The organism is Nocardiopsis coralliicola, assembly GCF_054779695.1.
The window spans coordinates 26661-51742 of sequence record NZ_BAAGXT010000034.1 but is presented as its reverse complement, the minus strand read 5'-3'; the positions used below and the strand labels follow the sequence as shown (position 1 = coordinate 51742).

Below are 25082 nucleotides of genomic sequence, written 5' to 3'. Positions count from 1 at the left end.
CTGTGAACGCCAGCGGCGCCCGGTTCCTCCGCGGAGGAACCGGGCGCCGCTGGCATGTGCGGGGCGCCTCCCTGCTCAGAGGCGCTTGCTGACGGTCCCCGCTGCGCGGTCGTGCAGGCCGCGCTGGTCGCGGTCGTAGACGACGGCGGGGATGACCAGGCACAGCAGCGCGGTGCGGATCAGCATCGACACCGGCCAGGGGAAGGACCGCTCGCCGGTGGCGGCGATACCCACGCCGGCGACGCGCTTGCCCAGCGTCGTACCGAACAGGCTGAGCAGTACGACGGCCATGGCCGCGAAGACGAGCAGCGCGGTCGAGGAGCCCTCCTGCGTGCTCTGGCCGAGCAGGCCGTAGGCGATCGCACTGGCGAGCAGCCAGTCCAGGAGCAGCGCGCCGAGGCGCCGCCCGACGCCGGGCACCGAGCCCGGGCCTTCCTCGGGCATGCCCAGCCGGTTGCCGGGATAGGCGAACTCCTGGTCGGTGCCCTGTGTGTCCATGCCTCCACGGTATCGGCGCCCGCCGGCCGCCCGGCCCCGGGGCTGGGCGGCCGGAACGGCTCCCACCAGGCCCCGGGCCGGCACGCCGCGTGCGGAGCGCGGCCGAGGGAGGTGACGCACCCGACCGTGTCGGGGCGCGTGATCCCGTAACCGCGGGGAAACATTGGAGACATTGCTGAGAAACGGCCTGGTCCTAGCTTCAGGAACGTGGCCGAGGAGGTGGCGCGGACAGCGGTGTCCACACAGGGAGCCCACCCGCGTGCCGCCTCAAGAATCTGCTCGGAGGTATGTCTTGTTCAGCAGCGCCGATGAGGCCCTCGCCTTCATCCGCAACGAGGGCGTCCAGTTCCTCGACATCCGGTTTACCGATCTCTTCGGCGGCGTGAACCACGTGACGCTTCCGGTGGAGAACGTCGACGAGGACACGTTCACCAAGGGCCAGATGTTCGACGGCTCGTCGATCCGCGGCTTCCAGGCCATCCACGAGTCGGACATGCTGCTGCTGCCCGACCTGAGCACGGCGGTCCTGGACCCGTTCCGCGAGTTCAAGACACTGAACATGACGTTCTTCGTGCACGACCCGCTGACGCTGGAGTCCTACAGCCGCGACCCGCGCAACATCGCGCGCAAGGCCGAGGCGTTCCTGAAGAGCACCGGCGTCGCCGACACCGCCTTCTTCGGCCCCGAGGCCGAGTTCTACATCTTCGACGACGTCCGGTTCGAGACGAAGGCGAACACGGGCTTCTACCAGATCGACTCCGTCGAGGGCGCCTGGAACACCGGCGCCTCGCAGAACGGCGGCAACCTCGGCTACCGGCCGCGCTACAAGGGCGGCTACTTCCCGGTCGAGCCGGTCGACCACTACAGCGACCTGCGCTCCCGGATGGTCCGCAACCTGATCGACGCGGGCCTGGAGGTCGAGCTCCAGCACCACGAGGTCGGCACCGCCGGCCAGGCCGAGATCGGCATCAAGTTCGGCACGCTGCTGCAGGAAGCCGACCGGGTGCAGCTGTACAAGTACATCGTGAAGAACACCGCCAACGCCGCCGGCAAGACGGTGACCTTCATGCCCAAGCCGCTGTTCGGCGACAACGGCTCCGGCATGCACTGCCACCAGAGCCTGTGGAAGGACGGCGAGCCGCTGTTCTTCGACGAGTCGGGCTATGCGCAGCTGTCCGACACCGCCCGCCACTACATCGGCGGTCTGCTCAAGCACGCCGACGCGCTGCTGGCCTTCACCAACCCGACGGTGAACTCCTACCACCGCCTGGTGCCGGGCTACGAGGCCCCGATCAACCTGGTCTACTCGCAGCGCAACCGCTCGGCCTGCATCCGCATCCCGCTGACCGGCCCGAGCCCGAAGGCCAAGCGCCTGGAGTTCCGCGTCCCGGACCCGTCCGCCAACCCCTACCTCGCCTTCTCGGCGATGCTGATGGCGGGCCTGGACGGCATCAAGAACAAGATCGAGCCACCTGAGCCGCTGGACAAGGACCTCTACGAGCTGCCCCCGGCCGAGGCCGCCGAGGTCAAGACCGTGCCCGCGACGCTCGACGCCGCCCTGGACGCCCTCGAGGCCGACCACGAGTTCCTGCTCGAAGGCGGCGTCTTCACGCCGGACCTGATCGAGACCTACATCGACTTCAAGCGCACCGAGGAGATCGACTCCCTGCGCCTGCGCCCGCACCCGCGCGAGTTCGAGCTCTACTACGACATCTAGGCCTGTGGCGCCCTGACGTGCGCTGATGGGGGAAAGCCCTCCATCAGGCGCACATCCGGCGCACATCAACGGCTTCAGAGGCCATCGACGGCGTGCCGCACGCCGTCGGTGGCCTCCCGCGTTCTCCGGGACGGCGCCGGCATCATGCGGGTCCCGGAGGCAGTGCGGTCAGAGCGGCTTGCGCCAGACCGAGATGTGCTGCTCCGACTCCGACGTGAAGGGTCCGCCGCTCCAGTCGGCGGTGCGGCTCTCCGGGGTGAGCCCGGCGATGCGGGCCATGAGGTCGAGTTCGGCGGGCCAGACGAAGCGGTGGCGCGACTCGGAGCGGCGGAAGCGGCCGCCGGCGCCGGCGGTGAAGTGGTGCGAGGTGAGCAGTTGCGCGGCGGGCTCGAAGGTGTCGAAGCCGACGTGGCCGGGCGAGATGTCGAAGGGAACCGCCTCGGCGCCGGGGACGAGCCGGCGCAGCGGCGGCACCCCCACCTCGATCACGAAGCGGCCGCCGGGTTCCAGGTGGCGCGCCGCGTTGCTGAAGCACGCGACCTGCTCGTCCTGGGTGAGCAGGTTCCCGATCGTGTTGTAGACGAGGTAGACGAGCCGGAACCGGCCCGGCACCGATGCGGTGGCCATGTCGCCGATGACGACGGGGATCGCGTCGGCACCGCCGCCCGGCTTGCGCCGGAGGACGTCCACCATGTGCGGGGACAGCTCGATGCCGGCCACCGGTACGCCGCGCCGGCTCAGCGGCAGGCCGATCCGGCCGGTGCCGATCGCGAACTCCAGCGCCCGCCCGCCTGAGGCCAGTCCGGCGAGGAAGTCCACGGCGGGGCCGACGGCGGACGCGCCGGACCCGCCGGCCTCGCCGTCGTAGCGCTCGGCGGCCTCCCGGGTCCACAGCTCACTGCTCACCATGGCGGCCATTGTGTGCCGGCGGCGCCGCCGCGTCGATCGGTTTTCCGCTGTGTGCGGCCGCCGGCCGACTGGGGGTCGGACGGCGGCCGCTTCCGGGAGCGCCTTGGGCGTATTTGGTGGACACCTGTCCTGCTGCGCGGCGCCCTGGCACGCCCCTCGCTGCGTTCTCCTCAATCGAGGAGGAAAACCCGCCCTGACTCATTCGTCGGCCTTGCGATCGGAGCACCAGGACACCGCTCGCGACGAACGCCACCCACCAAAAACGCCCTAGCCGTGGCCGCCGTGCTCGCCGTGGCTCTCCGGGCCGCCGCCGGGCTCGACGACCTGTGCGGTCACCGTGAGCGGGTCGGCGCCGGAGAACTCCAGGGTGAGGTCGAGCTGGTCGCCGGCTTCCAGGGAGTCGGGCTCCATGAGCATCAGGTGGAGGCCGCCGGGTTCGAAGTCGACGCGCTCCCCGGCGGGGACCGGCACCGAGTCCTGCTCCTCCATGGTGGTGGTGCCGCCGGACTCGACGGTGTCGTGGATCTCCACCGAGTCCGCCGCGTCGGTGGCGGCCCCGGTGAGCTCGGCGCCGGTGCCGCCCCCGTTGGTGAGGGTGAGGTAGCCGGCCGCGACCCCGGGGTTGGCCGGAGCGCGGACGACCGCGTCGGCGGCGCTGATGTCGGGCCCCTCGGGGGCAGCGCCCGCTGCGTCGCTGCCGGATCCCCCGCCGCCGCAGCCGGCTGCGAGTGCCAGTGCAGCGGCGGCAGAAGCGGCCGCCGCCCAGCGCGGCGCCCGGGCCGCGGTGCCGATTCTGCTCATCGCTCCTCCTCCATGACCGCGGTGAGGTCCTCGGCGATCTCTTCGGCGCCGGTGCCGTAGCTCCACATCAGGCGCGATTCGCCGTCGGGACCGAACAGCAGCACCTGGCTGCCGTGGCCCACCTGGTAGTCGCCGTCCCGCTCGTCCTCGGCCGGGCGGTCGACCATGATCCCGAGCTCCTCGGCCGCCGCGTCGGTGGTGGCGATGTCGCCGGACAGCCCGGAGAAGGACGGGTTGAAGCTGGACAGCCACATGTCGAGCAGCTCGGGGTCGTCCCGGTCGGGGTCGGCGGTGACGAAGACGACGCCGAAGTCCGCGCGCTCGGGCTCTCCCAGCCGGTCGACCGCCTGGGAGAGGTCGGCCATGGTGGTCGGGCAGATGTCGGGGCAGTTGGTGAACCCGAAGAAGAGGGCGGTGTACCGCCCCGCGGAGTCGTCGCGCAGGTGGTATGGGTCGCCGTGCTGGTCGGTGAACTCGGCGTCGGGCAGCGTGAAGGAGTCGATCGGGCTGCCGTGGTAGGGGGAATCGTCGCCGGTGGCGGCCTGCGGGCCGGCGCAGCCGGTGAGGAGGGCTGCGGCGGCGGCCGCCGCACCCCAGTGGATTGTGCGCATTCTCGGTCTTTCGCGTCGTTTCGGGCGCGCGGCAGCGCAGCCCGGCAGCCGCCTCGGGCGGCGTCGGATGTCAGGCGAAGGCGGGAATGCGCGGCGGCGCGCGGCCGGCCCGCGCGTGCCGCAGCAGGCGGCTGCGCAGGACCGCGAGCGGCGGCGCTGCCGGACGGCCGCGAGGCTGAGCGGCGCGTGCCCGGGCTCGTGGTGCGCGCCCGGCGAGCACGGCGCGGAGGCGGTGCACCAGGGTCCACAGCGCCTCTTCGCCGCCGGCGAGCCACCAGCCGGTGACGAGTGCCGCCCACAGGTGGGCGGTGAGCATCCCGGTGCCGCCGTCGCCTACCGCTGCACCGCCGGTGCAGGCGTGGGCGATCGCGTGCACGGCGGACCCGTCGGGCGGCGGCCCCGCCCCGGTGGCGGTGTAGGCCGTGTGCAGCAGCAGCTGGGCGCCGAAGACGGCGCCGGTCAGGGTTCCCGCCGAGCGCGGCCGGAGGGCCAGCGGCACGGCGAGCAGCGCCATTCCGGCCCAGGTCAGCAGCAGGGCGCGGGCACCCGGCGCGGGCGCTCCGGCCGAGACGTGCCCGAGCAGCGCGACGGCGCTCGCCAGCGCGGCGAACATTGCCGCCCTGACCAGCACGAACGCAAACCGGTACCGGGAGCGGGCCATGACGGCCCCATCTTCTCAGCCCCCGCGCTCCCCCGCCCTCCGGGTCGGCCTCAGCCGCTCTCCCGCAGCGCCGCGCGGACCGCCCGGAGCAGCCGGACCAGCTCGGCGGCTTCCGCTGCGGTCAGCCCGCTCGCCGCCGGCGCGTTGAACGCCGCCACCGCCGGCCAGACGTCGGCGAGGATCCGCCGCCCCTCCCCCGTGAGCTGCAGCGCGGTCCGGCGGCCGCGGCCGCCGGGGCCGTCCCGCGCCACCAGGCCCCGCTCGACCAGGCCGCCGGCGACGTCGGCCAGGCTCTGCGGGCGGACCATGAGGACGCGCGCCAGCTCGGCCTGGCTGAGGTCCTCCCCCGACTCCAGGGTGGCCAGCACACCGAACTGGATCGGGCTGAGACCGGCCTCGCCGAACACGGCCTGGAAGCCGCGGGAGACGACGAACGACGTCTGGATCAGCTCCCACAGGGGCAGGTCGGGGCCGCCTCCATCGGCCGGTTCCCGGGGTTCGGTCTCAGCCACCGCGCACCCCCGCCAGCCTCCGGTGCAGGCGCGCGGCGGTGGCAGCGGCCGGGAGCCCGATCCGGGAGGCCCGCGCACCGATCGGAGTGGCCAGCCGGTTGAGCCAGCCCAGCGGGCCGAGGGACATGCGGACTGCCGGAGCGGCGTAGGCGGCCATGGTCCGCTGGTAGCGGTGCACGGCCAGCGGGATCGTGGCGGAACCGCCGGCGGCCGCCGCGAGCTCGCCGGCGAGGGCTCCGGCGTCCCGGATGGCCGTGGCTGCGCCCTGCCCCCCGGTCGGCGGCATCGCGTGGACGGCGTCGCCGAGCGCGGTGGCCGGCCCGGCCGCCCAGGGGGTGAGGTCGGCGGCAGGATCGGCGGCGTGGAAGGCGAAGTGCGCGGTCGTAACGGGATCAGCGGCCGCGACCAGCTGAAGCAGGTCGGGATGCCAGCCGCCGAGGAGTGCGGCGGCGGTGCCGATCAGGTCCTCGGGCGCGGCGCCCTGGTCTCTGTCCGGCATCGCCCGGTCCGGAGCCATGGTCCCCCAGATGAGCGCGGGCGGCTCGCTCTCCGCAGGAAAGGCCGTGCAGGCCGACGGATCGATCGGCGCACCCGCCGCGGGGTCGTGGACGGTGAGGAAGAGGCCGATGCCGCCGGGGCCGAAGGCGAGCGCGGGCCCCCCGCTCAGGAGGCCGGGGACCAGCGGGCGGGTGCGCGCGTCCAGCGGTGTCCTGCCGGTGACCGCCTGGACCCCGAGCCGCGCGGCGAGGCGGCGTCCGGCGAGCTGCTCGGCCACCCGCGAGCGCGCGCCGTCCGCTCCGACGAGGAGGTCGCCGTGGTCGCTGCTCCCGTCGGCGAAGTGCGCGGTGACGGTGCCGTCGGCCGCGACTGCGTGTTCGGTGTAGCGGGACCCCCAGCGCACGGCGCCGCCGAGCCCGCGGGCGAGCAGGCGGCGCAGCGGGATGCGGCCGATCATGAGCCGCTCCGCCAGGGGGTCTTCGTCGTCGGCGAAGAGCAGCCGCAGGCGGTGGTCGGCCACCGAGAAGCGGCGGGCCGACTGCGGTGGGGCCGAGCTGGCGAGCAGCGCCTGGTAGTGCTCGGGGGCCAGTGCGCCGCGGAGCACCGCGCAGGCGTGCTCGTCGAGGTGGACCCGGTACCCGCCGGTGGCGGCGGCTTCCGGGTCGCGGTCGTGCACGGCGGCGCCGATCCCCCGCGCCTGGAGCCCGTGGGCGAGGGCCAGTCCGCCCAGCCCCGCTCCGATGATGAGCACCCTCATGCCGCCTCCAAGAATCAGGTTCCTGATTTCTAAGGTAGGCCTCCCTCCCCTCTTCCGCAATGCCCCTGCTCGGGCACGCCCCCCAGCAGGCCGGCCGCCGGAGCGGAGGACGGCGGCAGAGCCGCGCCCGCCGCCGCGGGGGTCAGCCGTCCGGCCCGTCCAACCGCAGCACGTAGCGGAGGACCCGGGACATGTGGGCTGCCGTGACGGGCGTGTCGGCGATGAGGGCGTCGAGGCAGAGCCCGTTGGCGGCGGCGACGGCGGCGCGGACGGCGACCGGGTCGGCGGTGTAGCGGCGGGCGACTTCGGCGACGAGGTCGTTCCAGCGGCGCGCGGTCGGGCGGAGCTGCGGGCGCCGGACCGCGAGGAGGGCGAGCTCGTACTCGGCGAGCACGCGCTCGCGGCCGCCGGCGCCCGCCGCGGCACCGTCGTCGTCGGCCTCGGCGAGCAGGCCGGCGAGCGCCTCCACGGGTTCAGCGCCCCCTTCGGCGCCCTCCCGCAGGCGGCGCACGTAGGCGTCGGAGGCTTCGGTGAGCGCGGCGACGAGGAGGTCGTCGAGGGTGGCGAAGTAGTAGACCGCCGAGCTGGCCGGAACTCCGGCCTCGCGGGCGACGGCGCGGTGGGTCACCTTGTGCACGCCGTCGCGGGCGATGACGCGCAGGGTCGCGTCGATGAGTTCGGCGCGGCGGCGCGCTCCGCGGGCCCGGCGCCCGTCCTGCTCGCCGGACCCGGCAGCTCCGGCCCCGGTCTCGTCCGCGCTCACGCGTGCTTCCCCCCCATCTCCAGGGCCACAACGCCGCCGACCACGAGCACGATCCCGCCGATCTGGACCCAGGAGAGGCTCTCGCCGAGGAACGCCGCGCCGATGATCGCGACCAGGGAGACCCCGGCCGCGGCCCAGATGCCGTAGGCCACGCCGACGGGCATGCCCGCCTTGAGCGCCTGGCCGAGCATCCAGAAGGCGGTGACGTAGCCGGCGATGGTGATGAGCGAGGGCACCAACCGGGTGAAGCCCTCGGAGAAGCGGAGCGAGATCGTGCCGGCGACCTCGGCGAGGACCGCGACGGCGATGAGGAGCAGCGGGGGCATGCCCCCTCCTTCCGGACAGCGCGGCCGAGCGGCGGCCACACTAGTTGAACAGATGTACAAGTTGAACTCCTGTTCAAGATAGTTCAGCGCACCGGCCCCGCGTCCCTCCGGGGCGGGGTGATCCACCCCACTCCCGCACCCGCACGGGCTTCCCTCGACTGCGCCGGTGCACCGGGCGCGGGCGGTGTCGGCGGACCGCCCCCCGGGGGCCCACGGGCTACCGTTGGGGCGTGGCGACGCATGAGGGACTCTCGCGGACGGTGACGGCGGGCGGGCTGGCCCGCCAGGGGTTCAGCGACGGGGCACGCGCGCTGCGCCTCTTCGGCGACGCGGGGATCGACCCGGCCGGACACGGGGAACTGGTGCGCGCCCTCGGCGGTTCGGCAGACCCCGACCAGGCGCTCACCGGCCTGGCCCGGGTCACCGAGCAGAGCGCCGCTCCGGAGGAGCTGCTCACCGCCCTCGATACCGACGCCGACCTGCGTGCCCGGCTCACCGCGGTGCTCGGCGCGAGCATCGCGCTCACCGACCACCTCGTCCGCCACCCCGAGGACTGGCGCGAACTGCGCGGACCCGACGCCGCGCGGACGCCGTCAGCCGCCGAGCTGCGCGCCGGCCTGCTGCACACCGTGGGTGCCGATCCCAACTCCGCCGCACCGGCAGCCGACCCGGACCTGCACGCAGACGGGCCGGCGCCGGCGCTGCGCGCCGCCTACCACCGGCGCGTGCTGCGGCTGGCGGGACGCGACCTGACCGGCAGCGCCGGGGTCGGCGAGGTCGGGGCCGAACTCGCCGATCTGGCGGCCGCCGTACTGGAGGGCTCGCTGGCGATCGCGCGCGCCGAGGCGCCCGAGGCAGCGGCCGCCTGCCGGATCGCGGTCATCGCGATGGGCAAGTGCGGCGGCCGGGAGCTCAACTACGTCAGCGACGTCGACGTCGTCTTCGTCGCCGAGCCGTCGGCCGCGGCCGCGGAGGACCCCGGCGCCGACCCGATGCTCGCGGCGACTCAGATCGCGTCCCGGATGATGGCGATCCCCGCGGAGACCGACGGGGAGGGGTCGCTCTGGCAGGTCGACGCCGCACTGCGCCCCGAGGGCAGGAACGGCCCGCTGGTGCGCCCGCTGGCGGGCCACACCGCCTACTACGAGCGGTGGGCCTCCACCTGGGAGTTCCAGGCCCTGCTCAAGGCCCGGCCGGTCGCCGGCGACGCCGAGCTGGGAGCCGCCTACGCCGACGCCATCGCGCCGATGGTGTGGAGCGCCGCGGGGCGGCCGAACTTCGTGGACGACGTGCAGGCGATGCGCCGCCGCGTGGTCGCGCACATCCCGGTGGCCGAGGCGGGCCGCGAGATGAAGCTCGGCCCGGGCGGGCTGCGCGACATCGAGTTCAGCGTGCAGCTGCTGCAGCTGGTGCACGGCCGCGCCGACCCGGGCCTGCGCTCCCCCACCACCCTCGCCGCGCTCGACGACCTGTCGGCCGGCGGGTACGTGGGCCGCGCCGACGCGGCCGGCCTCGCCGACTCCTACCGGTTTCTGCGCCGGGTCGAGCACCTGCTCCAGCTGCACCGGCTGCGCCGCACGCACACGCTGCCCGACGGGCGCACCGAGCAGGGCGAGGACGGGCTGCGCCGACTCGGCCGCGCGCTCGGCTACACGGCCAACCCGGTGACCGAGGTGATGGCGGCGTGGCGCCGGGTCGCCGGCGAGGTGCGGCGGCTGCACGAGAAGCTGTTCTACCGGCCGCTGCTCAACGCCGTCGCCCGGCTGCCCGAGGACGGTGTGCGGCTCAGCGCCGAGCAGGCCGAGGAGCGCCTGGAGGCGCTGGGCTTCGCCGACCCGGCGGGCGCACTGCGCCACCTGGAGGCGCTCACCTCGGGCGTCTCGCGCCGGGCGGCGATCCAGCGCACGCTGCTCCCGGTGATGCTCGGGTGGTTCTCCGACGCGCCGCGGCCCGACCAGGGACTGCTCGGTTTCCGCCAGGTCAGCGAGGCGCTCGGGTCGACGCCCTGGTACCTGCGGCTGCTCCGGGACGACGTGCGGGTGGCCGAGCGGATGGCGCGCCTGCTCGGCACCAGCCGCTACGCCACCGAGCTGCTGCTGCGCGCGCCGGAGTCGGTGGCCATCCTGGACGACGACGCCGACCTGCAGAGCCGCCCCGAGGAGGCGCTGGCGGCGGAGGCTGCGGCCGCACTGCGCCGGCACGACAACATGGAGACCGCGGTGGCGGCGGTGCGCGCGCTGCGCCGCCGGGAACTGCTGCGGACCGGCGCCGCCGACCTGCTCGGCGTGGCCGGCGTCGACACGGTCGGCCGCGCTCTGACCGCTATCTCGCGGGTGACGGTGGAGGCGGCGCTGCAGGCGGCGCTGCGGGTGGTCGCGGCGCAGCTCGGCGAAGCGCCGCAGACCCGGGTGGCGGTCATCGGGATGGGCCGGTTCGGCGGCTGCGAGCTCACCTATGCCAGCGACGCCGACGTGCTGTTCGTGCACGACCCGCTGCCCGGCGCCGACGCCGACACGGCCGCCGAGCACGCCCGCAGGATCGTCGCCGAGCTGCAGCGGCTGCTGGAGATGCCGGCCGCCGACCCGCCGCTGGCCGTCGACACCGACCTGCGCCCGGAGGGCCGGAGCGGGCCGCTGGTGCGCACCTTCGACTCCTACGCCGCCTACTACCGCCGTTGGGCCTCGGCCTGGGAGGCCCAGGCGCTGCTGCGCGCCGCGCCGGTGGCCGGCGACGCCGGGCTGGGAGCCCGGTTCACCGCGCTGGTCGACCCGATCCGCTACCCGGCGGACGGCGTCGGCGACGCCGCCGTCATGGAGATCCGCCGGCTGAAGGCGCGGATGGAGGCCGAGCGGCTGCCGCGCGGCGCTGACCCCGCCCTGCACACCAAGCTGGGCCGCGGCGGGCTGTCCGACGTCGAATGGGTGGTGCAGCTGATCCAGCTGCGGCACGCACACGCGGTGCCGGAACTGCGCACCACGGAGACGCTGCCGGCGATGGAGGCCGCGGTCGGCGCCGGCCTGCTCGACGCCGACGACGCGGGCACGCTGGAGGTGGCGTGGCGGATGGCGGCGCACGTCCGCGGAACGATCATGCTGGTGCGCGGCCGCGGCGGCGACTCCATCCCCTCCGACGTGCGCGAACTGGCCGCCCTCGCCGGAGCCCTGGGCTACCGCACCGGCGACGACGAAGACGACGCCGCCGAGGGCCCCTCGGCCCAGCTCCTCCAGGACTACCGCCAGGCCACCCGCCGCGCGCGCAGCGTGATGGAGCGGACCTTCTACGACGACTGAGCCGGCTCGGGCGCGGTGCACCCCCGGCAGAGAAGCGGGCCCGGCCGGCGGCCGGGCCCGCAGGGGTCCGCGGTGCGGCAGCGCGGGCGAGCGCGGAGAACGCCCGTGCCGGGGCTGCGGTCTACCAGAAGACGGCGACCGCGACGTTGAGGACTGCGAGCAGCCCGGCGGTGAGGCCGAGCTTGGTGGCGGGCTTGCGGACGTTGATGATCGCCACGACCGTGATCGCGACGGCCACCAGCAGCTTGACGCCGATCTTGAAGTGGTTGACGTCGCCGTCGCCCATCTCCAGCGCGCCGACCAGGAGCAGGCCGGTGACGAGCTGCAGGAGCGAGCTGTGCAGGATCGCCTTGGGCGCCTTGGCGCTGTCGGAGGCGATCTGCATCAGGAATCCGGCGATGATGCCGGCCATGCCGAGCAGGTGGAGGAAGAGGAGAAGAGAGTGAACGAAAGCCATACCCCGAAGTTACTACACGTCGTAGTGGCTAAATGTCGTGTCTTTCCGCATCCCGCCGCGCGAGGCGGCAGTGCGCTGCCCGGCCCGCCAACGCCTTCACGGTAGAGGGCCCCGTCCCCCGCCCGGTCCGGCCCTCGCCACCCGGCCCGCGCGCACCCGCCGTTCCGTCCGCGCCGGCCCACCCCAGCGAAGCCGAGCCCCGCACCGGAGGGTGCGCCGGCGTCCGGCCGCACCCCCTGAGCGCCGGACCCGGCCCGCCCGGAACCGACCTCCTCGGAACCTGCCCGCACCGGAGCCGGGCGGCACGCCGCCCACCCGCCGGAGGCTCCGCCTCGTCAGCAGGAGAGGCCGCGCCTCCGGCCCCATGGCGTCCGGACCGCGCCTTGCCGCTCCGGCCTGCGCGGGACGGACCGAGGGCACGATGGCGCGTCGCACCGGGACCGAGCCGCTCCCGCCCACTCGGGGAGGGCCCGGTGCCGGGCGCTGCGGCGGAGCGCTGGCGAAGCCGCCCCCGAGGGACCGGGCTCGCGGTGTGCGGGGGCTCAGGTGCTCTCGTCGAGTTCGCGCTCCCACTCCTTGACGGCGCGGCGGCGGCCGAGGGTGTAGAAGACGGCTGCTCCGCCGATGAGGCCGAGCGAGGCGGCGCCGATCGCGGCCTCGCCCGCCGACGGGCTCGGCAGCGCGGCCTCGGCCTTCGGGGCTGCGTCGGGTGACGCGTCGGCCTTCGGGGCCTCGGGCAGCAGGTCGGCGTCTGTGGCGCAGACGACCGGCGGGGCGCCCGCGTCGGTCTGGGCGCAGGCGGTGCTGGCGACGCGCCAGGTGCGTTCGCCGGCGTCGGCCAAGCGGGCGGTGACGGTGCCGGTGGCCGTCTGGCCCGGCTCCAGGCTGACCCGCCAGGCGACCAGGCCGCCCTCGGTGCGGGCGGCACCGGCGGCCGTGTCGCCGGAGGCGTCGACGAGCTCCATCTCCGGCGGCAGGCCCTGGGTGAGCAGCACGTCGGAGAGCGACTCCGCCCCGTCGTTGCGCAGTGTCACCGTGTAGGTGGTCTCATCGCCCGGCGCAATGCCGTCGACACCGTCGCCGATGTTGATGGACAGCGCAGCCGACTCCGCATCGGGCGCCTGGACCGGGTCGGCGGCCGCGCCCGCAGCTCCCGCCGCCCCGGCCGCCAGCACGGCCGCGGCCAGCGGCAGCACCGCGCCGGAGCGGCGGCGCCAGCGGCTTTTCCGGCCGGCCGGCCGGGGCGCGCGGGCGGCACCGGCTGCCGCGTCCGGCCGGTCCCGGTTGGCCGGGTCCTGCCGATCCTGCCGATTCGGGTCGTTCATCATCGGTTACCCCCGCATGGTCGCTCCGCGTGGTTCGATGAGTACCCCCGGCCATGTCCGGACGGGGCGGGACACGCCCGGCCGCGCCAGATCCGCCCCGGCCGGCTGCCGCGTTCGCCCCAGACGCTCCCCGTAGCACCCGATACGCTCCCTGACCATGGACCACCACCCCCAGGACCCCGCTGCCGCGCACGGACCGCCGCCTCCGTTCCCGCCGCGCGGCGACCCGTCGGTGACCGAGATGCGGCCCGGCGCGGGGGCAGCCGTGCGGCCGCTGCTCGCGATGCTGCCGGTGCTGGGGATGTTCTTCGTCGTCCTGCTGCTGCTCGGCTCGATCCTGTTCGAGAGCCTCGCACCGGGGACCGGCATGGCCGGCGGCACCGCGGTGGGCGCGGTCGGGGCGCTCGGGTCGGCGGTCCTGCTCTGGCGGCGCTTCGCCGGCAACCTCCGCGGCACGGTGGTGCTCGCCTCGCCGGTCGGCGTGGAACTGACCGACCCGATGGGCTTCCACGTGCGCCTGCGCTGGGTGGACACCACCGAGGTCGGGCCGGTGGACACGGCGGTCGCCGACCCCCGCGGAGTCCGCGCCGGGGCGGGGACGCGGCGGGTCGCCGCCAAGCAGGTCCGGCAGCTGGGTCTGATCGGCTACGGCGAGCGGACGGCCGGCCCCGGCGCGCCGGCCTGGCAGCGCAACCACCTGGCCCAGCAGCCCCGCGACCCCCGCACCGGGCTGCAGCTCCTCGGCCTGCCCTTCGCCGCCGCCGGGCCGGACGGCCTGGGCAATCCGCTGCGCGCCTACGCCCGGAGGATGCGCCCCGACCTGTCCGCCTGAGGCGGCCGGCGGGCCGGGTGCCCGGCCCGCCGGCCGCCTCAGGGCGTGTTCGGTGGGCAGCTGCCCTGCTGCGCGGCTCCCTGGCACGCCCCTCGCGGCGCTCCCCCCTCCTCGACAGGGACAACCCGCCCCGACTCCCTCGCCGGCCCTGCGGCGGGTGCACCGCCGACACCGCTCGCGACCAACGCCATTCACCGCACACGCCCTAGCCCCCCGGCCCGGCTCAGGCGCGCGGCCCGGCGTCTCAGCCGCGCTGCCCATAGACCCGCCCGGCAAATACGGCACCTGCCCAATGCCACCGCCCCCGTCTTAGAACGAATCTGTGCTCAGGCGGCACGGACGGACCGGTCCGCCGGGAGGGCAGAGAGATGCATCCGGACCTGAGCGCCCGACTCGCCGCAGAGCGCATTGCCGACATGGACCGCGCAGCGCGGCACCGGCGCGCCGAAGTCGACGCCCCCGACGGCGACGGCCCCGGCGGCGGCCGGCCCCGCACCGGCCTCGACGGGCTCCGCTCCTTCCTCTCCGGCACGGCAGAGGGCAGGCGGGAGCGCACGTCCCGGTGAGGAGCCCGGAGGATCGGGCGGCGAGCGCGCACGGCGGCGCCGGCCGCGGCGCGGCGCCGCGGCCGGCGCCGCCGTTCCCGGGGGCGGACACGGGCAGCGCCGGGGCAGGCGCGGCGGCCATAATGGACGCCATGCGCCCCCCTGTGACGCCGACCGGGTTCATCGGCCGCGCCGAAGAGCTCGCCGCCCTGCTCGACCACGCCCGCCGCACCCGCTCCGGCCCTTCGGCCGCGCTGCTCGTCGGCGGCGAGGCCGGGATGGGCAAGTCGCGCCTGCTCGCCGAGTTCCTGCACCGCCTGCCGACCCGGCGCTACGCCGTCGGCGGCTGCCTGGAGCTCGGTGTCGAGGGCCTGCCCTACGCCCCCTTCGTCGCGGTACTGCGCCAGCTGCTGCGCACCAGCGGCCCGGAGCTGGTCGACGCCGCCGGCGGGCCCGGCGAGCTTCCCCGGCTCCTGCCCGAGCTGGGACCGGTCCCGGACGACCGCCGCGACGCCCGCGGCCTCCTCTTCCAACAAGTCCTCCTGCTGCTCACCGCGGCCGCAGAGGACGGCGGCCTCACCGTCGTCGTCGAGGACCTGCACTGGGCGGACTCGGCGACCCGCGAGCTCCTGGTCTTCCTCGTGCGCAGCCTGGACGGCGCCGCGGTCCAGATCATCGCCACCTACCGCTCGGACGCGCTGCACCGCGACCATCCGCTCCGCCCCCTCCTGCCCGAGCTGGAGCGCCTCCCGCACGTCGACCGGCTCGACCTGGCGCCGCTCCCCGAGCAGGACGCCGCCGACCTCGCCGGCGACGTCCGCGGCCGAGCGCTGGAGCCGCGCGAGCGCGCCCTGCTGTTCGAGCGCTCCCAGGGCAACCCGCTGTTCGTCGAATCCCTCGCCGAGCAGCCGCACCTGTTCGACGCCCCGGTGCCCGACCGGCCGCGCGAGATGCTGCTGTCCGGGCTCCAGCGCGTCAGCGACACCGCCGCCGACGTGGTGCGCACCGCCAGTGTCGGCGCCGTCAGCGCCGACCACGTCTCCTACGAGCTCCTCGCCCACGTGTGCGGCCTGTCCGACGGCGCGCTGGACGCCGCACTCCGCGAAGCCGTCGACGCCAACCTGATGCACCCCACCGAGACCGGCTTCCGCTTCCGGCACGCGCTGCTCCGCGAAGCCGTCCACCACGACCTCCTCCCCGGCCGGCACACCCGGCTGCACAAGGCGTTCGCCGAGGCGCTCGACGCCCTTCCCGACGCCGTCCCCGCACACCAGCTCGCGGCGGAGCAGGCGCACCACTTCCACGCCGCACACGATCTGCCGCGCGCGCTGAGCGCCTCCTGGTGGGCTGCCGTCTACGCCGGCCGCAAGCTCGCCTCCACCGAGCAGCTCCGCATGCTCGAGCGCGCCCTGGAGCTGTGGGACCAGGTGCCCGGCGCCGCGGAACTGACCGAGGGCAACGACCGCGTCGCCCTGCTCGGGCTGGCCGCCACCGCCGCCTTCGAGCAGGGGGCGCCGCGGCGCTCCATCGAGCTGTGCAACGAGGCACTGGAGGTACTGGAGGGCGGTGCCGGCGCGGTGGACGGCGCAGACCCCGCGGCGTCCGGCACGGATGAGCGCACCCGCCGCGCCCAACTGCTCCGGCTGCGCTCCCAGGCACGCTACGACGCGGCCTCCGCCGGGCTCGACGACCTCTTCGCGGCCCTGGAGCTGTATCCGAAGGACGCGCCCGGCTACGCGCTGATGCTCTCCCTGCTGGCACGCGGCTGTATGCGGGCGCCCAACACCGACCCGATGGAGCACCCCGCCGTCCAGCAGCTCCTCGCCGAGCACCGGCACGAGGAGTCCGCGGACGGGCCGCCGCCGGGGCTGGACCCGGTGCGCACCGCCCAGCACGAGCTCGCGCACATCGCGGTGGAGGCGGCCCGCCGCAGCGGCGACCGCCCGGCCGAGGCCGACGCGCTCAACTCGCTGGCGTCGGCGCTGTTCAACGAGAACCGCTTCGCTGAGGGCCGCGCCACCATGGAGCGCGGCGCCGAACTCGCCGCCGAGGCCGGCGACTCGATGCTGGCCACCAGCATCCGCGGGAGCCTCGCGCACTACCTGCGCGAGTTCGGCCGGCACGGCGAGGCCGTGGAGCTGCTCCGGGCCCCGCTGGACCTCCTGGAGCGCTCCGGCCTGGTCAACGGCGCATTGGCGTTCGCGATGTCCAACCTCGCCGAGACCTACTGGGAGACCGGGGACCTCGACGCCTGCGAGGAGTGGGGGCGCCGCGGCGAGGCGCTCTTCCCCTCGCCCAAGATCCGGATCTACCTGGCCACCTCCATGGCGCGGACGCTGGTCGAGCGCGGCGAGAACGAGCGCGCGCAGCGCCTCCTCGGCGGCGTGGAGCACATGGGCCCCCGCCGGCAGCAGCCGCACCTGCAGGCGGTGCAGCTCACCCTGCAGACCTCGATGCTGCTGCGGCTGCACTCCGGCACCCCCCGCGACACCGTCGCGATCGCCGTGGACGCCCTGCGCAGCATCGACTCCACGCCCTCGCCCGGCTACGGGTGGGACCTGCTGGACAGCGCCGCGGAGACGCTGCGGATCGCCAGCGGCGTCCCGGAGCTGCACGATGAGGCGGCCGACCTGCGCGAATGCGTCACCACCGAGCTGGAATCGCTGCCGATGCGCGGGCCGGTCACCGAGGCGCGGCGGGCCAGCGCGCTGGCGCGGATCGCCGAGGCCGACGGGCGCCCCGCCGGCGAGCTCGCCGCGCTGTGGGACACCGCCATCGAGCAGTGGCGGGAGCTGCCGCTGCGGCTGTGCCTCACCGACGCCCTGCTGCGCGGCGCGGAGGCGCTCGCCGCAGTCGGCCGCACCGACCGGGCCGCCTGCCTCATCCGGGACGCGGCAGGCCTGGCCAAGGAGTGCGGTGCGGCGGTCCTGCGCAACCGCGCCGAGGACCTCGCCCGCCGGGCCGGGGTCGCGCTGGACGGCGCCGCAGCCGCGCCGGCCCTGCCGGCCGGGCTGACGCCGCGCGAGGCCGACGTGCTGCGGCTGCTCGGCCGCGGCGCGACCAACGCGGAGATCGGCGCGGCCCTGTTCATCAGCGCCAAGACCGCCAGCGTCCATGTGTCCAACATCCTCGCCAAGCTGGGGGCCGCCAACCGCGGCGCCGCTGCGGCGCGGGCCCGCGAGCTCGGGCTCGCCGCCCCCTCCGGACCCGCCAGCGCGTAACCTGCGCTGCTTGCCGGCGGCACCGGTCCGGAAGCACCGGGAGAGGGTGGCGGGCCGACCGGGCCGGAGGGTGTTTCCCGCCACCCCCGGGCCACCGTGCCGTAAGACCCGACCTGCGTTAATGCGACGGAAACCTGCAGCAGGCAGACTGGAGGGGACCGCCGTGGCTCCGGCGCCCGGCGCACCGCTCCCGCGGGGGAAGCGGGTGCGCTGCGCCGGTGTGCACGGCGCGCATCCGCCGAGGCGGCCGAAGGAGCAAGGGAAGGGTGACCGTGAATCGACAGCAGGAGTTCGTGCTCCGTACGCTGGAGGAGCGCGATATCCGATTCGTCCGGCTGTGGTTCACCGATGTGCTCGGGTATCTGAAGTCCGTCGCCGTCGCTCCCGCGGAGCTGGAGGCGGCCTTCACCGAAGGCATCGGCTTCGACGGATCGGCGATCGAGGGCTTCGCGCGCGTCCACGAGGCCGACATGCTCGCCCAGCCCGACCCGACCACGTTCCAGGTGCTGCCCTGGCGGAACGAGCCGCATGGCACCGCCCGGATGTACTGCGACATCCTCATGCCGGACGGCTCGCCCAGCTACGCCGATCCGCGCCACGTGCTCAAGCGGCAGCTCAGCAAGGCCTCCGACCTCGGGTTCAGCTTCTACACCCACCCCGAGATCGAGTTCTACCTGCTGAAGAAGATGCCGGGTGTGGGCGAGCTGCCGGAGCCCAACGACTCCGGCGGCTACTTCGACCACACGCCGCACAACAGCGCGCACGACTTCCGGCGCAACGCCATCAACATGCTGGAGGCCATGGGCATCTCGGTGGAGTTCAGCCACCACGAGGGCGGCCCCGGCCAGCAGGAGATCGACCTGCGCTACGCCGACGCGCTCACCACCGCGGACAACATCATGACGTTCCGCCTGGTGATGAAGGAGGTGGCGATGGAGCAGGACGTCTACGCCACCTTCATGCCGAAGCCGTTCACCGAGTACCCCGGCTCCGGCATGCACACCCACATGTCGCTGTTCGAGGGCGAGCGGAACGCCTTCCACGAGCCCGGGGCCGACTACCAGCTGTCCAAGGTGGGGCGCAGCTTCATCGCCGGGCTGCTCACGCACGCCGCGGAGATCACCGCGGTGTGCAACCAGTATGTGAACTCCTACAAGCGGCTGTGGGACAACGCGGCCGCCTCGGCCGGCATGGGCGGCGAGGCGCCCGCCTACATCTGCTGGGGGCACAACAACCGGTCCGCGCTGGTGCGGGTGCCGATGTACAAGCCCACCAAGTCCAACTCCAGCCGGATCGAGTTCCGGTCACTGGACACCGCCTGCAACCCCTACCTGGCCTACGCCGTGATCCTGGCGGCGGGCCTGAAGGGCATCGAGGAGGGCTATGCGCTGCCGCCCGGTGCCGAGGACGACGTGTGGGCGCTGACCGACGCCGAGCGGCGAGCGATGGGCATCGCGCCGCTGCCGCAGAGCCTGGACGAGGCCATCCGGGTGATGGAGAGCAGCGAGCTGGTCGCCGAGACGCTCGGCGAGCACGTCTTCGACTTCTTCCTGCGCAACAAGAAGGCCGAGTGGGAGTCGTACCGCCGCCAGGTCACCCCCTACGAGCTGCAGCGGTACCTGCCCACGCTCTAGCATCGCCGCCGCGCGGTACGCCGCGCGCCGCAGGCGGGCGTCCGGGGCCCGGGCGCCCGCCGGTGACCGTGCCGCGCTATTCGGTGCCGGGCACGCGCTCCCGGACGGCGTAGACGGCCGCCTCGGTCCGGGAATGCAGCTGGAGCTTGTCCAGGATGCTGCGGATGTGGTTCTTCACGGTGTTCTCGGAGATGTAGAGCTCGTCGGCGATCTCGCGGTTGTTGAGGCAGCGCGCCACGAGCCGCAGTACCTCGGTCTCGCGCCCGGTGAGCTGGGCCGCGGCCGAGGGCCGCGGCCCGGCGTCGCGCTTGGCGAGGACGGTGAACTCGCCGATGAGCTTGGCGGCCATCCCGGCGTTGACGAAGGAGCGGCCGTCGGCGATGGCGCGCACCGCATCCGGCAGCTCGTCGACAGAGATCTCCTTGAGGAGGTAGCCGTCGGCGCCGGCGCGCAGCGCGGCGAACAGGTCCTCCTGCTCATCGCTCATGGTGAGCATGGTGATCTTGGCGCTGGGAGCGCGGGTGCGGATGCCGGCGCACGCCTCGATGCCGTTTCCGCGGGGCATCCACACGTCCATCAGCACGACGTCGGGCTTGAGCTGCTCGGCGCGGTCGACGGCCTCCTCTCCCCCGCCGCATTCGCCGACGACGTCGATGTCGGGCTCCTCCTCGAGGACCGAGGCGAGGCCGCGCCGGAAGAACGCGTGGTCGTCGACGAGCATGATGCGGATGGGGGCCGTGCGGCCGCCGGGAGCGGCAGCGGCCGACCGGTCGGCCACGGCGGGGGGGTGCACGCTCACTGCAAGTCCTTCCTGGTGCACGCGGATCGGTGCTCGTGCGCGGTGTGCGGGTGCGCGGCGGCAGGGGGCTGCGTGCAGACCCGCGGGGTGCGGCGTGCTTCGGCGGGAGCGGCGGAATCCGCAGCTGCGGAGCGGGGCCCGCCCGGTGAGGCCGGATCGGGTTCGGCGGGCAGAAGCGGGCGGAGCAGTGCCGGTGGCGGCACCTGCGTATCACCGCGGTCCATGTCCTGCCCCCGCCGCCGGGCACCGCCGATGCGGTGAATCCGCCGATTACCGGAACCATTCGATGGTAGGGGTCATGCTACCGGAATCGGAAGAGCGAATTCCCGTTCTCCCCCGGTCAGACCCGGCATACACGACAACCCGGGACACCTGACCTGTCCGTTTCCTCCGGTTAATCCATTCCGGAATCGCACGCATTCCGCGAAGCGGCATTCCGATTGTCCACTCCGGGCTTCTCCGGAACGCGGGAAGCGTGCAGGCCCGCCGTTTTCACCGGGACGGCGCGTTCCCCCGATCTCCGCGCGGGTGTGCCGCGCACCCGCTGCGCCGCAGCCGCGGTGCGGTCCCGCACCGCCGTCCGCCCGGCGAATTCGCAAACGGTCCGCCCTGAACAGGGGGAACAGCCGCGGAGCCCGCGGCGTTGCCCCGGTCGGGAGTCGGCCGCACCGCGCGTGCAAGGATGGCCGACGCCGCGGCGGGAGGCCGCGGCACTGTTGCCGACTGACGTCCGGGGACGCCCGCACGGCGCCTCGAGACCGCGGAGGAACACATCATGGATACTGCACAGGGCGCCGCCGCAGCCGGCGGCACCGCACTGTACGGCGGCGTTTCCGGACGCCGCGTCACCGTCCGCGACATCGCCCGCGCCAAGGAGCGCGGCGAGCGCTGGCCGATGCTCACCGCCTACGACGCGCTGACGGCGCGCGTCTTCGACGACGCCGGGATCCCGGTGCTGCTCGTCGGCGACTCGGCCGCCATGGTCGTCTACGGGTACGAGTCGACTGTGCCGGTCACCGTCGACGAACTGCTGCCGCTCACCGCCGCCGTGGAGCGGTCCACGTCGCGCGCACTCGTCGTCGCCGACCTGCCGTTCGGCTCCTATCAGGCAGGGCCCGACCAGGCGCTCGCCTCGGCCGCCCGGTTCCTGAAGGAGGGGCGGGCGCACGCGGTCAAGCTCGAAGGCGGGCGGCGCACCGTGCCGCAGGTCGAGGCGCTGGCCGGCGCGGGCGTGCCGGTGATGGCGCACATCGGGCTGACCCCGCAGTCGGTGCACAGTTTCGGCGGATACCGCGTCCAGGGCCGGGGCGAGGCGGCCGCCGAAGCGCTGCTGTCCGATGCCCGGGAGCTGCAGCGGGCCGGCGCCTTCGCCGTGGTGCTGGAGTGCGTGCCGACCGACGTCGCGGCGCGCACCACCGCCGAACTGTCCATCCCGACGATCGGCATCGGCGCCGGCCCGGAGACCGACGCCCAGGTGCTGGTCTGGCAGGACATGGCCGGGCTGAGCCCGAGCACCGCGAAGTTCGTGAAGACCTACGCCGACCTCAACGCGTCGCTGTCCGCGGCGGCCAAGGAGTTCGCCGGAGAGGTGGTCGCCGGGGCGTTCCCCGATGCGGCACACTCCTACTCTTGAGCCCCGCTCCCCCCATTCGCCCCCGGGCGCTGCCGCTGAGGCGCCCGGGGGTCCGCCTTTCCCCGGCCGGCCGCCTCCGGGCGGACAACTCGCCCGCCGCTGCCGTCCGCCCGCCTCTTCTTACGCTTCTCCCCAACCGTTTCGTCGATGCTGCTCCACGGCCCCGGTCCCCGATCAGAATTCCATTCGGTTGTAGGGTGCAGTGCCCACGGGCCCGCACGACCAGGAGGCACGATGCGCATCGCCATGCAGCTGCAGTACGCCGGTGACCCCAAGGAGACGGTCGACCAGGTCGCCGAACTGGAGAAGGCCGGACTCGACACGGTCTGGGTGGCCGAGGCCTACGGCTACGACGGCCCCACGCTGATGGGCTACCTCGCCGCACGTACCGAGCGGGTGCGGATCGGCGCCGCCATCCTGCCCCTCTACACCCGCACCCCCACGCTGATCGCCCAGACCGCGGCGGGGCTGGACTACCTGTCCGACGGCCGCGCCGTGCTCGGGCTGGGGGCGAGCGGCCCCCAGGTGATCGAGGGCTGGCACGGCGTCCCGTACACGAAACCGCTCGCGCGCACCCGCGAGATCGTGGAGATCTGCCGCAAGGTGTGGGCGCGCGAGGAGAAGCTCACCCACGACGGCCCGCTCTATCCGCTGCCGCTGCCGGCCGACCAGGGCACCGGGCTCGGCAAGCCGCTCAAGATCATCAACCACCCGGTGCGCAGCGCCATCCCGATCTACGTCGCCTCGCTGGGCGACAAGAACGTGGCCATGACGGCCGAGATCGCGGACGGCTGGCTGCCGATCTTCTTCATCCCGGAGAAGGCCGACGCGGTCTGGGGCGGTTCACTGCGGGCCGGCGCCGCGAAGCGCAGCTCCGCGCTGGCTCCGCTGGAGATCGCCGCCGGCGGCATGCTCGCCATCGGCGAGGGCCCGGAGACGAAGAAGCTCCTCGATTTCATGCGCCCGATGATCGCGCTGTACGTGGGCGGCATGGGCGCGCGCGGCAAGAACTTCTACAACACGCTCGCCCGCAAGTACGGGTACGAGCAGGAGGCCGAGCGCATCCAGGACCTCTACCTGGAGGGGCGCAAGGAGGAAGCGGCCGCGGCCGTGCCCGAGGAGATGCTGGAGCTGACCAACCTGGTCGGCCCGGAGTCCTACGTGCGCGAGCGCGTCGAGGCCTTCCGCGCGGCCGGCGTCACCGACCTCAACGTCACTCCGGTCGGCGGCGACCCGGCGCGCCTGATCGAGAAGGTCCGCAGCTGGCTCTGACCGCCGCTTCGGGTGCGGTGGCCGCCCCGGCGCGCAGCCGCGCGGCCGGGGCACCGCTCCCCTGGTCCACAGGGCCGGGCCGCCTCGCGGCCAGCACCTGCGGCGCGGCACGGATCCCGCGGGCCGTCCGCCGGAGCCTGCCCTGCCGCGGCCGCCCGCGCGGCCCTCCGGCAGCGCTGGGGCGAGTTCGGCGGACACCTGCCCTCGCGACGGACGCCACCCGCCACACACGCCCTAGAGCGCGTGGCCGCCGGCGACCTGGAGGACCTGGCCGGTGATCCAGCGGGACTGGGCGGAGGCCAGAAAGACGACGGCGTCGGCGACATCGGCCGGAGCGCCGACGCTCTGCAGCGGGATCGCGGCCTCGACCTCGCGGAGGAGGTCGCCTTCCATCCAGCCGGTCTGCGTGGGCCCGGGGGCGACGGCGTTGACCCGGATCCCCGAGGGGCCGAGGTCGAGGGCGGCGCCGCGGGTGAAGGACTCCAGGGCGGCTTTGGACGTGCCGTAGCCGACCTGGCCGGGAAAGGCGCGGGCGGCGTCGGTGCTGATGTTGACGACGCAGGCGCCGCCGTCGGTGCGCCGGGCGAGCTCGGAGGTCAGCAGCACGGGGGCGATCGCATTGACGCGGTAGTGGCGCTGCAGCGCGAAGAAGTCGGCCGAGTCCACGGTGTCCGGCGACTCGCAGTGCGCGGCGTTGTTCACCAGCACGGCGACCGGACCGAGCGCCGCCTCCACCCGGTCGAACAGCTCGGGCGCGCCGTCCGGCCGGGACAGGTCGCCGGGGACCGCCGCACCGCCGATCTCCGCGGCGAGGGCCGCTGCGGCGGACGCGCCGGGATCCGCGTGGTCCCATTCGGCGCCCTTCGGCGGCTCGGCCGGACTCTCCAGGTAGTGCACCGCCACCCGGGCCCCCTGCGCGGCGAACGCCCGCGCGATCGCCTCGCCGATCCCCGCTCCCGCGCCGGTCACCAGAACCGCTCGCCCGTCCAGGCCCGTGTCGATCATCCCAGCACTGTGCCAACCGGCCGCGGTTTCGGCAACCGGATTCCCTGATCTGGCACGTCCGGATCGGTCACCCGGTCCAGACCGGGAGCGGAGCCGGCGGCGCAGCGGAGGCGCCGGCCCGGGACTCCCCCTCACGGAGCGGGCGCCACCGGCGCGAGGTCGGGGCGCTTGGCGGTGCGTCCGTCGCCGCTGGAGGTTCCGCGGACGCGGCGGAGAAGCCACGGGCCGAGGAAGGAGGCCACCCAGCGGGTCTCGGCGGCGGCGCGGCGGAGCGGGCCGGGCGGGGCGAGCGGGGGCAGCGGATCGGCCCAGCGGGCGTGGTCGCCCGGCACGCCGAGGGCGTGCGCGGCGGCCGCGGCGATCCGGGCGTGGCCGAGCGGCGAGGCATGCAGCCGGTCCGGGCTCCAGATCCGCGGGTCGGTGGTGACCGGGTGCTCGTCCGACGCCACGACGACGGCGCCGTGCCGTTCTGCGGACTCCCGGATGCGGCCGTTCAGCTCGGCGACCCGGCCGCGGAGCGCCCGCGCCGCCGGCGCGATCCGGCCGATGTCGGGAAAGGCGAAGGTGAGGACCCGGGCACCGGAGCCGGCGAGTGCGCCGATCATCGCGTCGACGTCGGCGGCCACCTCGGCTACGTCGCACGAGGGCCGGACCAGGTCGTTCATCCCGGCCATGACGGTGGCCAGCCCGGGTCTCAGGGCGAGAGCGGGTTCGAGCTGCTCCTCCCGGATGCGGCGGGCCAGGCGCCCGCGGACCGCAAGGTTGGCGTAGCCCAGTGCGGGCTCGTGTACGGCGAGGTGCTCGGCGAGCCGGTCGGCCCAGCCCCGGTAGCCGGCCGCCTCGTCCCCGTCGTTCAGCCCTTCGGTCTGGCTGTCGCCGAGGGCCACGTACCGCTCATAGCGCTGCGGATACGGGGCCAGCTCCGCCGCGTCCCGCTCCGCTCCCGCCTGCGCCGGCAGGTCTTCCGCTCCGCCGCCCATCGCGCCTCCTCGCACCGGCTGCCGTCAGCCCGTGCC

The 25082-nt window shown here is 74.5% G+C and carries 22 protein-coding genes; 8 read left to right on the top strand and 14 right to left on the bottom strand.

Features of this window, described 5'->3' with window-relative positions; all coding sequences use genetic code 11:
- Positions 1-75 precede the first annotated feature (75 nt).
- Complete coding sequence (locus ACYVGT_RS20550) at positions 76-498, bottom strand: RDD family protein (RefSeq protein ID WP_460860928.1); 423 nt, start codon at positions 496-498, stop codon at positions 76-78.
- Between the two features lie 292 nt (positions 499-790).
- On the opposite strand from ACYVGT_RS20550, the gene glnA reads away from it, so the two are divergent.
- Entirely contained in the window at positions 791-2215 is a 1425-nt protein-coding gene (glnA, locus tag ACYVGT_RS20545) for a type I glutamate--ammonia ligase (RefSeq protein ID WP_460860926.1), read from the top strand.
- A gap of 168 nt (positions 2216-2383) precedes the next feature.
- Here glnA and ACYVGT_RS20540 read toward each other — a convergent pair whose 3' ends face one another.
- The 8 genes from ACYVGT_RS20540 to ACYVGT_RS20505 all read right to left on the bottom strand — a co-directional run bounded on the left by ACYVGT_RS20540 (position 2384) and on the right by ACYVGT_RS20505 (position 8053).
- Positions 2384-3124, bottom strand: coding sequence for a class I SAM-dependent DNA methyltransferase (locus tag ACYVGT_RS20540; RefSeq protein ID WP_460860924.1), 741 nt, complete (start codon positions 3122-3124; stop codon positions 2384-2386).
- 267 nt (positions 3125-3391) lie between these two features.
- A complete protein-coding gene (locus ACYVGT_RS20535) occupies positions 3392-3925 on the bottom strand; it encodes a copper chaperone PCu(A)C (RefSeq protein ID WP_460860922.1) in 534 nt (177 codons plus the stop codon).
- A complete protein-coding gene (locus ACYVGT_RS20530) occupies positions 3922-4536 on the bottom strand; it encodes an SCO family protein (RefSeq protein WP_460860920.1) in 615 nt (204 codons plus the stop codon). The genes ACYVGT_RS20535 and ACYVGT_RS20530 overlap by 4 nt, the downstream gene beginning before the upstream one ends.
- A 70-nt stretch (positions 4537-4606) precedes the next feature.
- Positions 4607-5197, bottom strand: coding sequence for a hypothetical protein (locus tag ACYVGT_RS20525; protein ID WP_460860918.1), 591 nt, complete (start codon positions 5195-5197; stop codon positions 4607-4609).
- 50 nt (positions 5198-5247) lie between these two features.
- Positions 5248-5709 carry a MarR family winged helix-turn-helix transcriptional regulator gene (locus ACYVGT_RS20520; RefSeq protein WP_460860916.1) on the bottom strand — a complete coding sequence of 154 codons (462 nt, stop codon included), beginning with the start codon at positions 5707-5709 and terminating at the stop codon, positions 5248-5250.
- The gene (locus tag ACYVGT_RS20515) at positions 5702-6964 is read right to left on the bottom strand and encodes an FAD-dependent oxidoreductase (protein WP_460860913.1); all 1263 of its coding nucleotides are present in this window, start codon (positions 6962-6964) and stop codon (positions 5702-5704) included. The genes ACYVGT_RS20520 and ACYVGT_RS20515 overlap by 8 nt, the downstream gene beginning before the upstream one ends.
- Before the next feature lie 142 nt (positions 6965-7106).
- On the bottom strand, positions 7107-7727 hold the full coding sequence (locus ACYVGT_RS20510; RefSeq protein ID WP_460860910.1) for a TetR/AcrR family transcriptional regulator: 621 nt from the start codon (positions 7725-7727) through the stop codon (positions 7107-7109).
- Positions 7724-8053, bottom strand: a complete 330-nt coding sequence (locus tag ACYVGT_RS20505; protein ID WP_460860908.1) for a DMT family transporter — start codon at positions 8051-8053, stop codon at positions 7724-7726. Before ACYVGT_RS20505 ends, ACYVGT_RS20510 begins: the two co-directional genes overlap by 4 nt.
- 260 nt (positions 8054-8313) lie before the next feature.
- Here ACYVGT_RS20505 and ACYVGT_RS20500 point away from each other — a divergent pair, with 260 nt between their 5' ends.
- Positions 8314-11343, top strand: a complete 3030-nt coding sequence (locus tag ACYVGT_RS20500) for a bifunctional [glutamine synthetase] adenylyltransferase/[glutamine synthetase]-adenylyl-L-tyrosine phosphorylase (protein WP_460860954.1) — start codon at positions 8314-8316, stop codon at positions 11341-11343.
- A 121-nt stretch (positions 11344-11464) separates the two neighbouring features.
- Here the strand turns inward: ACYVGT_RS20500 and ACYVGT_RS20495 are convergent, their stop codons facing one another.
- Positions 11465-11800, bottom strand: a complete 336-nt coding sequence (locus ACYVGT_RS20495) for a hypothetical protein (RefSeq protein WP_460860906.1) — start codon at positions 11798-11800, stop codon at positions 11465-11467.
- A 542-nt stretch (positions 11801-12342) separates the two neighbouring features.
- Positions 12343-13125 carry a hypothetical protein gene (locus ACYVGT_RS20490; protein WP_460860904.1) on the bottom strand — a complete coding sequence of 261 codons (783 nt, stop codon included), beginning with the start codon at positions 13123-13125 and terminating at the stop codon, positions 12343-12345.
- A 157-nt stretch (positions 13126-13282) separates the two neighbouring features.
- Between ACYVGT_RS20490 and ACYVGT_RS20485 the strand changes: the two genes are divergently transcribed.
- The 4 genes from ACYVGT_RS20485 to ACYVGT_RS20470 all read left to right on the top strand — a co-directional run bounded on the left by ACYVGT_RS20485 (position 13283) and on the right by ACYVGT_RS20470 (position 19357).
- Entirely contained in the window at positions 13283-13957 is a 675-nt protein-coding gene (locus ACYVGT_RS20485; protein WP_460860902.1) for a hypothetical protein, read from the top strand.
- 368 nt (positions 13958-14325) lie between these two features.
- Positions 14326-14523, top strand: coding sequence for a hypothetical protein (locus ACYVGT_RS20480; RefSeq protein WP_460860900.1), 198 nt, complete (start codon positions 14326-14328; stop codon positions 14521-14523).
- Between the two features lie 131 nt (positions 14524-14654).
- A complete protein-coding gene (locus ACYVGT_RS20475) occupies positions 14655-17723 on the top strand; it encodes a helix-turn-helix transcriptional regulator (protein ID WP_460860898.1) in 3069 nt (1022 codons plus the stop codon).
- Positions 17724-17995: 272 nt separating this feature from the next.
- Complete coding sequence (locus tag ACYVGT_RS20470) at positions 17996-19357, top strand: glutamine synthetase family protein (RefSeq protein ID WP_460860952.1); 1362 nt, start codon at positions 17996-17998, stop codon at positions 19355-19357.
- A 76-nt stretch (positions 19358-19433) separates the two neighbouring features.
- On the opposite strand, the gene ACYVGT_RS20465 is transcribed toward ACYVGT_RS20470, so the two are convergent.
- Positions 19434-20156, bottom strand: coding sequence for a response regulator (locus ACYVGT_RS20465; protein ID WP_460860897.1), 723 nt, complete (start codon positions 20154-20156; stop codon positions 19434-19436).
- A 775-nt stretch (positions 20157-20931) separates the two neighbouring features.
- Between ACYVGT_RS20465 and panB the strand changes: the two genes are divergently transcribed.
- Positions 20932-21789, top strand: a complete 858-nt coding sequence (gene panB / locus ACYVGT_RS20460; RefSeq protein WP_460860895.1) for a 3-methyl-2-oxobutanoate hydroxymethyltransferase — start codon at positions 20932-20934, stop codon at positions 21787-21789.
- A 234-nt stretch (positions 21790-22023) separates the two neighbouring features.
- Positions 22024-23061, top strand: a complete 1038-nt coding sequence (locus tag ACYVGT_RS20455) for an LLM class F420-dependent oxidoreductase (RefSeq protein ID WP_460860893.1) — start codon at positions 22024-22026, stop codon at positions 23059-23061.
- A gap of 234 nt (positions 23062-23295) precedes the next feature.
- On the opposite strand, the gene ACYVGT_RS20450 is transcribed toward ACYVGT_RS20455, so the two are convergent.
- Together ACYVGT_RS20450 and ACYVGT_RS20445 are read right to left on the bottom strand one after the other, a co-directional pair.
- The gene (locus tag ACYVGT_RS20450) at positions 23296-24066 is read right to left on the bottom strand and encodes an SDR family NAD(P)-dependent oxidoreductase (RefSeq protein WP_460860891.1); all 771 of its coding nucleotides are present in this window, start codon (positions 24064-24066) and stop codon (positions 23296-23298) included.
- 131 nt (positions 24067-24197) lie between these two features.
- Positions 24198-25046 (bottom strand): SGNH/GDSL hydrolase family protein, encoded by an 849-nt coding sequence (locus tag ACYVGT_RS20445; protein WP_460860889.1) that lies wholly within the window; start codon positions 25044-25046, stop codon positions 24198-24200.
- Positions 25047-25082 lie beyond the last annotated feature (36 nt).

What these genes read in the sequence shown, in the direction of transcription:
- ACYVGT_RS20455 (WP_460860893.1), top strand. Translation starts at nt 22,024, where the DNA reads ATGCGCATCGCCATGCAGCTGCAGTACGCCGGTGACCCCAAGGAGACG.
- ACYVGT_RS20525 (WP_460860918.1), bottom strand. Translation starts at nt 5,197, where the DNA reads ATGGCCCGCTCCCGGTACCGGTTTGCGTTCGTGCTGGTCAGGGCGGCA.
- panB (WP_460860895.1), top strand. Translation starts at nt 20,932, where the DNA reads ATGGATACTGCACAGGGCGCCGCCGCAGCCGGCGGCACCGCACTGTAC.
- ACYVGT_RS20475 (WP_460860898.1), top strand. Translation starts at nt 14,655, where the DNA reads ATGCGCCCCCCTGTGACGCCGACCGGGTTCATCGGCCGCGCCGAAGAG.
- ACYVGT_RS20505 (WP_460860908.1), bottom strand. Translation starts at nt 8,053, where the DNA reads ATGCCCCCGCTGCTCCTCATCGCCGTCGCGGTCCTCGCCGAGGTCGCC.
- ACYVGT_RS20445 (WP_460860889.1), bottom strand. Translation starts at nt 25,046, where the DNA reads ATGGGCGGCGGAGCGGAAGACCTGCCGGCGCAGGCGGGAGCGGAGCGG.
- ACYVGT_RS20515 (WP_460860913.1), bottom strand. Translation starts at nt 6,964, where the DNA reads ATGAGGGTGCTCATCATCGGAGCGGGGCTGGGCGGACTGGCCCTCGCC.
- ACYVGT_RS20480 (WP_460860900.1), top strand. Translation starts at nt 14,326, where the DNA reads ATGCATCCGGACCTGAGCGCCCGACTCGCCGCAGAGCGCATTGCCGAC.
- ACYVGT_RS20490 (WP_460860904.1), bottom strand. Translation starts at nt 13,125, where the DNA reads ATGAACGACCCGAATCGGCAGGATCGGCAGGACCCGGCCAACCGGGAC.
- ACYVGT_RS20495 (WP_460860906.1), bottom strand. Translation starts at nt 11,800, where the DNA reads ATGGCTTTCGTTCACTCTCTTCTCCTCTTCCTCCACCTGCTCGGCATG.
- ACYVGT_RS20535 (WP_460860922.1), bottom strand. Translation starts at nt 3,925, where the DNA reads ATGAGCAGAATCGGCACCGCGGCCCGGGCGCCGCGCTGGGCGGCGGCC.
- ACYVGT_RS20450 (WP_460860891.1), bottom strand. Translation starts at nt 24,066, where the DNA reads ATGATCGACACGGGCCTGGACGGGCGAGCGGTTCTGGTGACCGGCGCG.
- ACYVGT_RS20530 (WP_460860920.1), bottom strand. Translation starts at nt 4,536, where the DNA reads ATGCGCACAATCCACTGGGGTGCGGCGGCCGCCGCCGCAGCCCTCCTC.
- ACYVGT_RS20485 (WP_460860902.1), top strand. Translation starts at nt 13,283, where the DNA reads ATGGACCACCACCCCCAGGACCCCGCTGCCGCGCACGGACCGCCGCCT.
- ACYVGT_RS20550 (WP_460860928.1), bottom strand. Translation starts at nt 498, where the DNA reads ATGGACACACAGGGCACCGACCAGGAGTTCGCCTATCCCGGCAACCGG.
- ACYVGT_RS20540 (WP_460860924.1), bottom strand. Translation starts at nt 3,124, where the DNA reads ATGGTGAGCAGTGAGCTGTGGACCCGGGAGGCCGCCGAGCGCTACGAC.